We start from the raw sequence: 12,764 nt of genomic DNA on the forward strand, positions 1-12,764 counted from the left end.
AGTCCCCGCCGGAGCGGGGGTGAGCCGTTTGGCGCTCGCGGCCAGCAGAGGTCGATCTCCTGTACCTGCGCAAGCGGGTGTATGGCATCAAATCCGTGGATAGAGCTGCCAAATGGCTGATTCTCGGGCGAGTTGAACGCTAGCGAAGTTTGGAGCTCGAAAAGCAAGAAACTCGAAACTGGGCTTCAAGACGCTTCAAGACCCACGTCGGACATCTCGAACACACGCTCGCCGTGACGGCAGGACCAACCAGCCCCATCCGTCCGCCGCATCACCAGCAGCACCACGCCACGCAACACCGCGTGCTTCTCCCACCCGGCCGGCACGACATCAGCCTCACTCCCCCGCAGCCACCCGCCAGGAACAGGCGTCACATAAGACATCACGTCCGCCACGTCCTCCGGGGACAACGAGCCCGCAGGCAACACCATCAGCCCAGCCTCGTCCAGCGTCACCGAACCATCCACCTGGGCGTACACACACACCACACGGCCTGAATCCGCCCCCAGCCTCGTGGTCAACAACTCCTCCGTCACACCACTGTCCGGCTGGGTCAACCGAGACAGATCCCCAGCCACATCCGCCGGCGAGCAGACAGACACCAAGTCGGCCAGATACGCCTCCACCGACTCCCCCGCAAGCCGCTCCCCATCCAACCGGGCCAGCTCACGCCCCACCGCCTCATCCAGACCGTCGACAAACTCAGGCGCGTACACCTCGTCCACCAGACGCTGCACCGCCCCCGGCACCGCGATCCCCGAACGCTCCCGTGCCAGCAACAACGACGTCCGCCTCAGCAGACCCGCGTCATACACCCGATCCCACGACACCGGCGGACGAACATCCACCGCCGCATCCGCCAGCGGATCGAGCACCACCAGCCGCGGCCGGTCCTCCTCCGCAGCCCACCCCGGACGGCCCCCCACACCACGCGCGTGGCGACGGCAACGCCCCGCCCTCTGCAGCAACTGAGCCAACGGAGCCAGATCACTGACGACCACATCGAAATCGAGATCCAGGGACTGCTCCACCACCTGCGTCGCCACCAGAACCGACGCTGCCCGCACCACGGGCTCCTCGCCACCCCGAGGCTTGCCGTACGCAGCCTCACACTCCTCCGTGATCCGCTGCCGCACCCGAGCGGGAAACCGCGAATGCAACAACCGCAACGCCCCCTCACACCCCGACAGGTCAGGAAACGCCACCACAAGATCACGAAAAGTCTGCTGCGCCTCCGCCACCGTCGTACAGCACACCAGCGCCGTGCCACCCCCCTCCACCACCTCCCGCAACGCCTCCCGCAACGCCTCCCGGCGCCCACCCCGCCGCACCCCCACAGCCCGCTCCGCGACATCCCACACCACAGGCCGCACCACCACATCCAGCGTCCGACCCCGCCCACTGGCCACCTGCCGCCCCGCCGACACCTCACCACTCACAGCACTCACATACAGCCAGCCCGGATACCGCGGCTCCACCACCGCCTCATCCGCGAAACCAGCCCCCCGCCGATACGCCTCCACCAGCGAAGTCGCAGACCGCCCCGTCAACGTCGCCGACAACAACACCACCGGAGCACCCAACGCCCCCAGCCACTCCAGCAACCGCACCATCAGCTGATGCATCCACGGCCCGTACGCATGCGCCTCGTCGACCACCACCACCTTCTCCGCCAGCCCGAAAAGCCGCATCGGCCCATACCGGACCGGCAACACCCCAGTCAGAATCTGGTCGACCGTCCCCACACCCAACGGCGCCAACAACCCCCGATGCCGCCCCCGCAGCCACGCCTCGCCCTCCACGGCCGTCCCCGCACTCAAACTGACATCCACCCGGCCAGCAACCGTCACAGCACCGGCAGGACGCAACCACGCCATCGAATGCAGCAACGTCAACGCACGGTCGCCATCCAACGCCGACTCGGCGAACCGCCGCACCCGCGCAAACATCGCATCCGCCGTCGCCATCGTCGGCAACGCCATATACAAACCCCGAGAACCGGCAGCCCGGCCCAACACCGAGGCGGCAAACAGTGCAGCCTCCGTCTTCCCATCCCCGGTCGGCGCCGTCACCAGCACCAACCCAGGCCCACCCCGCCCCACCAAGCCCGGCAATTCACCGACCATGTCCTCCTGCAGCGGGTTCGGAGCGAACCCGAACATCTCCACGAAGCCCTCAACCGCGAACCGCGCCCTGCCCACCCCGGCAGCAGCCGCCACACCAGCGACCACCCCACACACCCGCTGCCAATGCCCATCCACCTCAGCCGCCGAACCACCCCACCCCACCGGCGGCAACAACGACTCCACCACTTCCGACTGACTCACCAGCCAGTCAGACACCACCACCAACCCCCACACCACCACAGCCAACTCCGCCGGCAACCCCGCGACCGGCACAGCACCAGCCCCCGTCACCCGCCGCAACTCCGCAAAATGCGACCACCGCTGCGCCGCCCACCCCTCACCACCCAAACCCGGCTGATAGTCCGACGCCCGCAACAGCTCCCGCTCCCGCAGCACCCCACCGAACACCCCATGGTGCCCACCCAGCAACTGCGCCACCTGATGCCCCACCGCACCCCGCAGCAGCTGCCGCCCATCAGGTAACCGACGCCCCTCCGGATACCCCACCTCAGCCAACAGCCCCGCCAACGCCCAATGCGAAGCCACCTCATGCCGGAACCCCCACTCACCCTCAGCCCCGACCGCGAAGCCATACACCGGCTCATCACGCAGCAACGCGAACGCCTCACCGACCTGTGCCTGAAACGGCGGAGAAATCTTCCCTAAATCATGCAAACCAGCCCAAAAGGAGACAACCGCCCGCGCCTCACCAGTCGACAAACCCAACGCCCGACTGATCCGCCCACGCAGCCCCTCACCAAGCACCCCATCCCACAGCACCTGACACGCGGCAGCCGCATCCAGCAGATGACACATCACCGGGTAGCGCCGAGAAAGACCCCGAGCCTTCCCCCACAAACGACCATCAGGACAGGACCAGCTCACTACGCTGTGGTCACGTCGCATCACGCAGACAGGCATAGCAGCCACCACTGACAACGCCCCCCCACGAACCAGATCGAGGCCATGAGAGCCAACAGCAAACGAATGGCAAAAGACCTCTAGACGGCCAGGTCGCGAAGGGTCTTCTCCGCGCGAGCGGAGGTGAGCCGCCCTGGACGTCTACGACCTCGGCGCCGACCCCGTCTTCTCCGCGCGAGCGGAGGTGAGCCGTCCGTACTTCCACCAGATCTTTGCCGACTTCAGTCTTCTCCGCGCGAGCGGAGGTGAGCCGAGACCGCGGGGTCCGGCGATGGAGCGGAGCCGGTCTTCTCCGCGCGAGCGGAGGTGAGCCGCGCCCGCCCATCCGATCCTCGGGGCGAACCGGTCTTCTCCGCGCGAGCGGAGGTGAGCCGCGATGCTCCATCACACGAGCGACCGGGACTATGTCTTCTCCGCGCGAGCGGAGGGCCTCCGCTTGGTATTCGGGCCCCGATCAGTCCCTACGAATGGACTCCGCATCCTATCTTGAGAATATCACCGGAGTAGGCCCAGAAGGTGCCGTATTCAACCGTCCGGTACCCTACTTCTCCTACGATTATCAAGACCAGAACGTAAAGCAGGTCGCGGAACACATATTCCACGCCTACCACATGACCGACAGTACAGACCCTGCGGTGACCCATAAGAAGAAAATTCCAGGCTGGATGCATGATGCTCAAACAACCTACTTGACCCGCAATTACCCAGAATTTAACGCCCAGCTGGGCGATCAACTTTATAAGGACGCCCAGGAAATCTCCAAAAAGAACCGCAACGCCAAGAATGCAGAGTGCGCAAAAATCGCCAAAGGCAACCCCGAGTACGAGTGCGACGAGTTCCCCTTCGCGTCAACGGCGGAAGGGGGCGGCCAGGGAGACTTCTCAGTTCGCTATGTACCCAGAGGGGCTAACGGTTCGGCAGGAGGAAAGCTGTCGACCTGGTACGCACGCGATCGAATATTGCACGGCGATGAAATCCAAATATTCATCACAAACTATCAGAACATAATTCCGGCTTCTCTCATTTCGCGACACTCGGGCAAGGCGTTGGATATCGGAGGTCGAGCACCGGGATTCAAAGCAAAAATCTGGACTCACGGCGGGCAACCCGCGCAGGACTTTTCATGGAATGAAGACAAAGAACTCCGGGTATACGGAAACAGCTGCCTTGACGGTGGAAACTCGGGCGCCAGCGTCACCAACCAGGCTTGCTCCGGTTCAGAGACACAGAAATGGGAAGCACACCCTTCATACGCCGGGTCAATCGTGCACAAGAAGACCGGACTCTGCCTCGATGTCAGAGGGGCAGGTACCACGAACGGTACCCTTGTCCATCTATGGACGTGCAGCGGGTCCGACAATCAGAAATGGGATCCCAAGTAGTAGCTGAGTAAACGAATGTGCGAGTTTCCCGGGGAAGCTCGCACATTCTCATGACCTGAACGCCCCTCCGTAACGAACTGGATCACGTATTCCTCCAGTCCTTGGATGGTGGATACGACGCCAACCATGTCGTCATATCTCGCTCGCGCGGTTTCACCACCCTTTCGCCAGACACTCAGGATGTAGTCGGTCTCGGTCTCCAAGGTGAACCGAAGGGTCGGTCCATCAATGTTCGAGAGGATCGCCTGACCGCTGAGGCTTCGGTAGGCGCCATGAAAAATGGATTCGAACCCCCGATCGGGGCAGAGCGATGCGGTCCGGATTTCCACCCTCACCGTCGACCTGTGTGTTCCGACGGTGCTATAGAAGAGAACGGCACCGATGCCCACCCTGACCGGGGTGCCGTCGTTTTCCATGAGCGACCAAATCTCGCCCTGTACGTCTTTAGTTGACGCTTCGTTAACCCCAAAGATGCTGCGGTCGATCCACATGTCGACAGAAGCGCTATACAGCAAGTCTTTCGTCATGATCGAATAGTACTCGCGGATTGTCTTGGTGTCACACCCGTCCGGAAAAAGAGTCTGACATGAACCAACAGCCAGCCTGACATCGCTTCTTTTCAGCGTGATCGTCCTTGACTCGCTCATGACCGAGCACGTCCAGCGGCTGATGCAATCCGAACTATGAATGATGTTCAGGCGGGTGGTACAGCCGATATTGGTGCCCGCAAGCTGTTGGCCGATGGCGGCAGATCGGCTTTTCCCGACCCGGAGGGATAGCCAGCATGACCACGACACGCCCAGACGCCCGCCCCCGCCTCACCCGGTCGGCGGACGCCGTTCACCGGGGAAACGGTCAACCCGACCCGCCAACCACCCACACGCAGCCCGTACCCGCGCCCCCAACAGGGCTCCGCCGCCGACGCCTCGCGGCGGCGGAACCTCTCTGCCAGGTCGTGGCGAGAACGGATCAGACGACCGCCCCGGCACGACTGCGGGTCAGGCCCTCGCAGCGGATTCCGCCGCCGGGGTGCCACTCCATCACCGGTTCGGCAGCCGTCCCGTGCTCACGGCACCAGTCGACCGGGACGACACCGCCGCAGTCGTGCCGCTCGCACACGCACTCCGGCCCTGGGCCGGCGTAGATCACCCCGTGGCGGACCACCCCACCGAGTCCACCGAGGCGGCGCCCCGCAGGCCGCCCAACCCCGACCGGAACTGGTCGACCACCCGCACCTCCTCCGGCACCGCCACGGCCGCGTGCCCGGCGCGGTCAGCCGGCACACGGACGCCCCGAACACTCCGGCCGCCAGCTCGGCCAGCGCGTCGGCGTCCGCGTCGGTGGACCAGCCGGACAACTCGTCCTCCCCCGCCGCGTCACAGCGGGCCGCAAGGCGCCGGGACGCTGGCGGTGGCAGGAGCCACGCACGGCGCATACGTAGGCGTGGGCGGCACGGTCGAGGGCAGCATCGTCTCCTCCGTGGGCCTCTCACGCTGCCAGAAGATCACCTGCGGTGGTTCGAAGCTCCGGCGGGGATACCGCATGCGTCAGGTACATCGGCTGGACCGGGCTGTCGTCTGCCTGAGCCCCTTTTTCCGCGGTGAGGGTCAGGACCAGGGACAGCAAGGCCTTGGTAGATCGGTCGTTCAGCAGACGGGAGGCTTCGCCGATGCGGGGGTGGGAGGTGGGGGGCAGGGAAATCCCGACGCAGCCGTTACGGCCGGGCAGCGAGAGGGCGACGGCGGCGCAGTTGTCGTTGTCGCTGTACTCCTGGCGGTCGTAGTACACGGGGCGCTGGCCGGCGGTGGTCAGGCTGCGTTCCAGCTTCAGCGGGTCGGTGATGGTGTTCGCCGTCAGCTCGATGAGCCAGTGGCGGTTGAGGTGGTCCTTGCGCTGGTCTTCGGTGAGCTGGGCGAGGGAGGCCTTCCCGAGAGCGTTCGCGTGTGCCGTCTCGCGGAAGGACACGTACTCGAGGACAGGAGCGGTATCCGGGCCGTGCCAGGAGCGGGTGGCGCTGACCAGTGACTGCTCCGCCCAGGTCGTTGATGTGGTCATGAGGCGGGGTGATCTGCGTGCTGCCGAGCTTCGCCCCGCGCTCACGCTCCCGCCGCGGCGTTCCTCATTGGCGATCCAGCGCCGCGTGCGCTCCAGGCCGCGCTCTTGCATCCGCTTCAGGTAGCGCGATTTGGGGCGGCCCGGCGGTACTCCCCGGGAAACCGGGCGCCGGGCCTCGTCCACGCACGCCATATCGGCGCGGGCTGGGCCCGACCCCTGGTGTCCCCAGCCGCCGAAACCGGGTTCCCGGCCGTCGAAACGGGGACGCCGGGGGGGTGAGGCCGCAGACCTGGCACACCAAGATGCCAAAACCCGACATAAAGTGACCGGCAACCCCTCACCCATACAGCCGAGACCGAAGCCGCAGCCGCGCTTCCCAGCCCGGCCGTAACGGGCTCATGACCGCCGGTTATGAGCCTGAACAGCACGAACATCGCCGACTGCGGCGCCGTACGCCGCTTCGTCCCCCGTCCGCCCGGTCTCGCGGGGCGCGGGGTACGCCGGTCGGCAGCGGAGCAGTGCCGTCAGGGCCAGTAGGTAATCAAGCCGATGACCAGTGCCGCGCTGAGCACGGTCCCCAGGACCACGGCCAGTAGTTTCGCCTCGAAGCGCGTCTGCGTATGCGCGATGACCGTCTCCATGCGCGGGTCGGGGGCCCAGGTGGACGTGCGCTGGGACTCCAGGACGGTGCGGAGGGTGGCGAGTTCCCGCAGGAAGCCCAGGTCACCGAGATCGGCGTCGATGAACGGCAGAATGACACGGCGGGCCGTCAATAAGGTGGGCGTAGACGGTGGTTTTGTCGTGAGAGCCGGTCCCACGGCGTATGTCGTAAATGTCGGCCCAGGTCAGGTGGCGCACTCTGCGCAGGGCTTTCAAGCGGATACCGTCTTCGTCGATCCGTGTGAACCCGCGGGGCGCCATGTACAAGAGCCAGGCGATGGCTGCCGGCACCACAACGGTGGTCGATACCTGCAATCCGAAGGGGAATGGCTCGGTCCAAAGCTTCAACATGAGAACCAGCAGGGGCGCGCTGATCAAGCCGGCGATCTTGAGCCTCTTACGGGGCTTGCTTCGATACTCGCGCGGCAGAACTATTTCCGACATTATCCCCCCTCAGCCGACGCGGTAGACCCTCGTCGGCGGTCCCTGGAACCGTGCGGCAAGTGCCCAGCAGCTGGGCATCGGGCCTCACCCGTGCACGCCAGTTCGGCACGGGCTACCCGCACCCTAACCAGCCACACCCCGGCTCCGGGTGCCAGCCGCGGTCTAAAAGAGCGTTTTATCCCGTAGGGGGTGTTTGGCGGTCATTTGGCTAGCGGAATGGCCTGGGACTGCTGAGGTCAGGGTCGTAGTCCGTGACGTGGGAGATGGTTGATGCCGCAGCCGGGTGCGTTTCCGCCCGTTCGCTCCTGTCTGATCCCAAGGCGCCCCCACTCACCCCTGTTTGCGCCCTGTAGTGGGATGGCGGCCGACGGAACTATCGAAACATGTCTCGACAGCGGCCGTATCCGAGTGACCTGTCCGATGCCCGATGGGAACTACTCGAGCCCATTCTGTCGACCTGGAGGGCCGAGCGGCGAGGGAAGGGCCTGGACATCGGGCGGCCGCCCGAGCACGACCTGCGCCGGATCATGGACGCCGTCTTGTATGTGGACCGGACCGGGATCCCCTGGCGCTACCTTCCCCACGACTTCGCGCCGTGGGAAACCGTGTACGGGTACTTCGCGGCATGGCAGAAGGACGGCGTCTTCGACCAGCTCAACGGCCTGCTCCGCCGACTGGTCCGAGAGGCCGCAGGCCGGGACGCCGAACCGAGCGCGTGCGCGCTGGACGCCCAGAGCGTCAAGACCTCCGCCAACGTCCCGGCCGCCGGCCAGGGCATCGACGCGGGCAAGAAGATCGCAGGACGCAAACGCCACATCGGCGTCGACACCCTCGGCCTCCTCCTCGCGGTCTGGGTCACCGCGGCCAGCGTCTCCGACAACGCCGGCGGCATCCACTTGCTCTCGCACATCGCCAAGGCCCACCCCAGAATCACCAAGGCCTGGGCCGACACCGGCTATCGAACCAAGGCGATCGACCATGGCGCCATCCTCGGAATCGACGTCGAGGTCACCCGCCGCGATCCGGGTCAGAAGGGCTTCAAGGTCATCCCGCGGCGCTGGGTCGTCGAGCGGACCTTCGGCTGGTTCATGAACCACCGCCGCCTCGCTCGCGACTACGAAACCCACCCGCACCGCTCTGAAGCGATGATCCGCCTCGCGATGATCGGCCTGATGAGCCGCAGGCTCACACGAGAGTCGACTCCGAACTGGAAGGACTCATAGTCGCCGGGCCACGCTGACCCGCGCGTCTTCGGCCCTCATCGCCTGCGGCCAGCGATGACAGCCGCCGCTTCCCGGCAGGCGCCACAGGCGTTCTCCCGCTCCGGCCGCCACACGTAATCGGACGGCGACATGCCGGCTTCCTGGATTCCGCACAGCGTCCTGCCGAAGATGCCGAAGGCGTGAGAGACCTCGACGGGAAGGCCGTCCGCGACGGCCCTCTCCCAGCGCACGGACGCGGGCAAGTACGGCGGCCGCGAGACCTCGAACCACTCGCCACCCACATGGGTGGCGGCATGGCACCAGGAACAGGACCAGATCTCCTCTTCCCACACAGTCGGCATCGCCGGCCACCGCCACATCGCCCGTCCACACACATCGCACTCCACGGGCGGATCCTCACACGCCTCCGTGCGCGGCCCCAATCTGCTGACACCGCGCGACTTATGAAACACCCCCGCTGGGACAAAACGCTCTTTAAGGGAACGTTATGCGCTAGAGCCCCCGCCCTGCGGGACCTCGAACGGACGTCGCGTCGGGCGCGACAGCACGGAGCCGCCTCAGCCGGCTCCGCTTACCTCCTCCACGACCCACCGCACGACGTCGTGCGTACGGCTCTCCCGTCCGAAGCGTTCGGACAAGGCCAAGGAGCCGCAGCCGGGGTTCCCGGTTGCGGCTCCTCAACGGGATCGTGACCCTCACGCCCTCTGGCAGCGGCTACGCAACGGGGCCTCGATCAGCTACCGCGCTCAGGCCTGCCGTCTGCGCCGCGACGTGTCCCTCAGTCATCCTCGTCGTCCACGGGTTCGGGTTCGCGAACGTACCAGAGGTCCAGGATGTACTGCTCGGGATGCGGGTTGCCGTCCCACAACTGTCGGATCCGTGTGGTGCTCCAATCGCCCTCGATCTCGCGAAGCGCCCGTTCGTAGTATCGGGCAGCGGCGACCCGGCCGGACCAAGAGACCCGCCCCTCGTAGACACCTGGCCTCGGGAGGGACATCTCCCCGGCGGGTCCCAACGCGAACTGGCCGACCACAAGGACCCCCGTCTCAGACTCGAGGCTGACCGACGTGAAGCCCTCGACATCCACGGGCGAAGGTTGGGGGTCGTCCCACACTCGAATGGTCACTTCCACCTTCAGGTCGGGCTGAAGGCTGAGCATGTAGAGGTGGTACCCATTGCCACCGACCACGTTCCGCTCCGCGGCGGCGATGGCGTCGTCGTCGGTGAGATAGGCCTCCGAGTCGTACACCTCGACGAGGCGATAGGAGGGGCGTGCGAGAGTCGTCGTCTGGACCAGTAGCGGCATTTTTTCCTCCTATTCCTCAGGGGACAACTTTGACGTAAAACTCATCGTTGTCGATTACTCGATTCTCCTCGTAGGTGCGCTGAATTATCTTCCCACTGCGAGCGGAACGCCCAAGAGCCGCAACGGGATCGTGGAAGCCATCCGCGCGCTGCGCGTGGTCCGCAAGAGCGCGGTCAAGGCCCGCACCCAAACCATCAACCAGATCCGTTCTTTGATGGTCACCGCGCCCTCCGCCCTGCGGGAGAAGCTGCGGGGACTGCCCACCGCCGTGCTCATCGACACCCTCGCCCGGACCCGGCCCACCGGGGACCTGACCGACCCTGCCTTGGCGGCCAGGACGGCCTTGCGTCGCCTCGCCCGCCGCTACCAGGCCCTTCAGCAAGAGATCAAGGAGGCCGACGCCGACCTCGCCCCCCTCGATCATGGCGGAAAGTCGCCCTCGGCTGCACAGACCACTCTCAGCACCAACACGCCGTAGTCCTGCTGACCGCGGCTAGGGTGCAGGACTCCATCGCCGGCCAGACCCTCATCGAGCGCGTGGCTGTCGAGCACCCCACCGTCCGCAAGACCTGGGTCGCCGGCGGCTACCGCCAGCACCTCGTAGAGCATGCCGCCACCCTCGGCGTCGACATGCACATCGTCCGCCGCGACCCCACCACCAGGGGGATTCGCAGTCCTGCCTCGTCGATGGACCGTCGAGAGAACCCTCGGCTGACTCATGAACCGCCGCCGCCTGGCCCGCGACTACGAAGCCTGTCCGCACCGCTCCGAGGCAATGATCCACCTCGCGATGATCAACCTATAACCTGCAGACTCACTGCCGAAGCCACTCTTACATGGCGCGGTGCGTGAACCGCCCTCAACCCGGCAATCCGGGACGAAACAAAGGGATGAAATGCCCTCTAAGACGTCATCTCATTTGGCGAGTCGGCGGTAGCAGATGAGGGTGCAGGCGATGCTGGTGAAGGCCGGAAAGTGCTCGGCCTTGCGTTCGTAACGGCGGTGGAGGCGGCGGCAGCCGGCGAGCCACGCCATGGTGCGTTCGATGGTCCACCGGTGGCGGCCGAGCCGCTGCGAAGACTCGATGCCCTTACGGGCTATGCGGTGCGTGATGCCGCGTCCGCGTAACCATCTCCGCAGGTGAACATAGTCGTAGCCCTTGTCCGCGTGGAGCTCGCCAGGCTTGCGCCGTCGGCGGCCGCGGCGCGACCGGATGGCCGGTATCCCGCGGACGAGGGGCTCCAGGGCATGGCTGTCATGCAGGTTCGCGCCCGAGATTGCGACGGACAGGGGCAGACCGGTCCGCTCCGTGATCAAGTGGATCTTCGACCCGAACTTGCCCCGGTCAACAGGATTCGGACCCGTCAGGTCCCCCTTTTCAGGGCTCGCATGTTCACCGACTCGATGGCACAGCGTGACCAGTCCAGCTCACCGCGAGAACCGAGCTCGTCGAGGACCAGACGGTGGAGCTTGGCCCACACCCGGGCCTTGCTCCACTCGGTAAAGCGCCGGTCAGCTGTCGCCCCCGACGGCCCGAAAGACGCCGTGGGCAGCTGCTGCCACGAACACGATCGCGGCCAGCACTTCCCGATCGCCGTGCCGGCGAGCCGGCCGCCGCCCTGCGTCCGCGACGGCGCCTCAGGAACCACCCGCTGGAACAGCACCCACAACTCATCCGGCACCAGCCGCTCAACAATCCCCACCACGGCCGACAGCCCACCCAAGGCGCCAAATGAGATGACGTCTAAGACCGTGTCCTATGTGGTGAGGCGTCGTTGATGTCGGTATGGGGCGGGGTACTTGGAGTTGGATAGTTCCGTACGGGCTGTGGGAGATCGCGGAGCCGCTGATCCCGCCGTCCAAGGTGCGGCCGCAGGGTGGCGGGACGCCGGATACGCCTGATGAGACGCTGTTCGCGGCGATCGTCTACGTGCTGGTCAGCGGGTGCGCCTGGCGGTCGCTGCCGCCGTGCTTCGGGATATCGAAGTCGACAGCCCACCGCAGGTTCCTGATCTGGTCGAGGGCCGGAGTATGGGGCCGGCTGCACGAGGAGATCCTGCACCGCTTGGACGACGCCGGCCTCCTCGATCTCTCCCGTGCCGTCCTGGACTCCGCCCACGTGAGGGCCAAAAAGGGGGCGAACTCACAGGTCCGAGCCCCGTGGACCGAGGCAAGCCGGGCTCCAAGATGCACGTCCTGTCGGATGCGAACGGACTGCCCCTCCTCGTCGGCGTCAGCGCGGCCAACACCCACGACAGCCTCGCGCTGAAGCCCATGGTCACAGGTCACCCAACGAGACACGACCCCCACCGCGGCCGCCACTTCAAACCCCAACGCCTCCACGCAGACAAGGCCTACGACGTTCCCCACCTGCGGAAATGGCTACGCTGCAAACGCATCGGGGTCCGCATCGCACGCAAGGGCATCGAGTCATCAGAGCGACTCGGACGCCGCCGGTGGGTGATTGAGCGAACGATGTCCTGGCTGACCGGCTACCGCCGGCTCAACCACCGCTACGAACGCCACCCCCGCAACTACCTGGCATTCCTCGGCCTCGCCGCAGCCATCTGCTGCTACAAACGCCTCCTCCGCCTCACCACATAGGACACGGTCTAAACCCGCTGCCCGCGCCTACGTGCAGCGGGTG

13 protein-coding genes, 1 pseudogene and 1 CRISPR repeat array are annotated in these 12,764 nt (G+C 65.8%); of the genes and pseudogenes, 5 read left to right on the forward strand and 9 right to left on the reverse strand.

All coding sequences use genetic code 11. The features are described from left to right. Positions 1 to 185: 185 nt before the first annotated feature. Positions 186 to 3,047 (reverse strand): CRISPR-associated helicase Cas3', encoded by a 2,862-nt coding sequence (cas3, locus tag M4D82_RS00325; RefSeq protein WP_502988842.1) that lies wholly within the window; start codon positions 3,045 to 3,047, stop codon positions 186 to 188. 102 nt (positions 3,048 to 3,149) lie between these two features. Continuing rightward, positions 3,150 to 3,482: direct repeats of the CRISPR family, unit length 29 nt; unit sequence GTCTTCTCCGCGCGAGCGGAGGTGAGCCG. A 32-nt stretch (positions 3,483 to 3,514) separates the two neighbouring features. On the opposite strand from cas3, the gene M4D82_RS00330 reads away from it, so the two are divergent. Further along, on the forward strand, positions 3,515 to 4,429 hold the full coding sequence (locus M4D82_RS00330) for a ricin-type beta-trefoil lectin domain protein (RefSeq protein WP_249764061.1): 915 nt from the start codon (positions 3,515 to 3,517) through the stop codon (positions 4,427 to 4,429). Here M4D82_RS00330 and M4D82_RS00335 read toward each other — a convergent pair. The 5 genes from M4D82_RS00335 to M4D82_RS34480 all read right to left on the reverse strand — a co-directional run bounded on the left by M4D82_RS00335 (position 4,408) and on the right by M4D82_RS34480 (position 7,588). Further along, positions 4,408 to 4,956 carry a hypothetical protein gene (locus M4D82_RS00335; protein WP_249764062.1) on the reverse strand — a complete coding sequence of 183 codons (549 nt, stop codon included), beginning with the start codon at positions 4,954 to 4,956 and terminating at the stop codon, positions 4,408 to 4,410. The genes M4D82_RS00330 and M4D82_RS00335 overlap by 22 nt on opposite strands. A gap of 618 nt (positions 4,957 to 5,574) precedes the next feature. Next, the gene (locus M4D82_RS00340; RefSeq protein ID WP_249764063.1) at positions 5,575 to 5,712 is read right to left on the reverse strand and encodes a hypothetical protein; all 138 of its coding nucleotides are present in this window, start codon (positions 5,710 to 5,712) and stop codon (positions 5,575 to 5,577) included. A gap of 205 nt (positions 5,713 to 5,917) precedes the next feature. Further along, the gene (locus tag M4D82_RS00345; RefSeq protein WP_249764064.1) at positions 5,918 to 6,484 is read right to left on the reverse strand and encodes an IclR family transcriptional regulator domain-containing protein; all 567 of its coding nucleotides are present in this window, start codon (positions 6,482 to 6,484) and stop codon (positions 5,918 to 5,920) included. A 524-nt stretch (positions 6,485 to 7,008) separates the two neighbouring features. Beyond that, positions 7,009 to 7,257 (reverse strand): hypothetical protein, encoded by a 249-nt coding sequence (locus tag M4D82_RS00350; protein WP_249764065.1) that lies wholly within the window; start codon positions 7,255 to 7,257, stop codon positions 7,009 to 7,011. Next, positions 7,208 to 7,588 (reverse strand): PH domain-containing protein, encoded by a 381-nt coding sequence (locus M4D82_RS34480; protein WP_502988843.1) that lies wholly within the window; start codon positions 7,586 to 7,588, stop codon positions 7,208 to 7,210. The genes M4D82_RS00350 and M4D82_RS34480 overlap by 50 nt, the downstream gene beginning before the upstream one ends. A 383-nt stretch (positions 7,589 to 7,971) precedes the next feature. Here M4D82_RS34480 and M4D82_RS00355 point away from each other — a divergent pair, with 383 nt between their 5' ends. Further along, a complete protein-coding gene (locus M4D82_RS00355; RefSeq protein WP_249764066.1) occupies positions 7,972 to 8,811 on the forward strand; it encodes an IS5 family transposase in 840 nt (279 codons plus the stop codon). 35 nt (positions 8,812 to 8,846) lie between these two features. On the opposite strand, the gene M4D82_RS00360 is transcribed toward M4D82_RS00355, so the two are convergent. Then, positions 8,847 to 9,197, reverse strand: coding sequence for a hypothetical protein (locus M4D82_RS00360; RefSeq protein WP_249764067.1), 351 nt, complete (start codon positions 9,195 to 9,197; stop codon positions 8,847 to 8,849). 392 nt (positions 9,198 to 9,589) lie between these two features. After that, on the reverse strand, positions 9,590 to 10,117 hold the full coding sequence (locus M4D82_RS00365) for a hypothetical protein (protein WP_249764068.1): 528 nt from the start codon (positions 10,115 to 10,117) through the stop codon (positions 9,590 to 9,592). A 130-nt stretch (positions 10,118 to 10,247) separates the two neighbouring features. On the opposite strand from M4D82_RS00365, the gene M4D82_RS00370 reads away from it, so the two are divergent. Both M4D82_RS00370 and M4D82_RS00375 read left to right on the forward strand, forming a co-directional pair. Beyond that, entirely contained in the window at positions 10,248 to 10,595 is a 348-nt protein-coding gene (locus tag M4D82_RS00370) for a hypothetical protein (protein ID WP_249764069.1), read from the forward strand. Then, a pseudogene (locus tag M4D82_RS00375) lies at positions 10,595 to 10,969 on the forward strand (transposase); the annotation flags it as partial. The gene M4D82_RS00370 and the pseudogene M4D82_RS00375, both read left to right, overlap by 1 nt. 63 nt (positions 10,970 to 11,032) lie before the next feature. On the opposite strand, the gene M4D82_RS00380 reads toward M4D82_RS00375, so the two are convergent. Further along, a protein-coding gene (locus M4D82_RS00380; protein ID WP_249771345.1) for an IS5 family transposase occupies positions 11,033 to 11,814 on the reverse strand; the annotation gives its coding sequence in 2 pieces (ribosomal slippage) (positions 11,033 to 11,493 and positions 11,493 to 11,814; 783 coding nt in all). 89 nt (positions 11,815 to 11,903) lie between these two features. On the opposite strand from M4D82_RS00380, the gene M4D82_RS00385 reads away from it, so the two are divergent. Next, a protein-coding gene (locus M4D82_RS00385) for an IS5 family transposase (protein WP_249764070.1) occupies positions 11,904 to 12,721 on the forward strand; the annotation gives its coding sequence in 2 pieces (ribosomal slippage) (positions 11,904 to 12,246 and positions 12,246 to 12,721; 819 coding nt in all). Positions 12,722 to 12,764: the final 43 nt, after the last annotated feature.

Origin of the sequence: Streptomyces sp. RerS4 (assembly GCF_023515955.1) — a bacterium.
Taxonomy (GTDB): domain Bacteria; phylum Actinomycetota; class Actinomycetes; order Streptomycetales; family Streptomycetaceae; genus Streptomyces.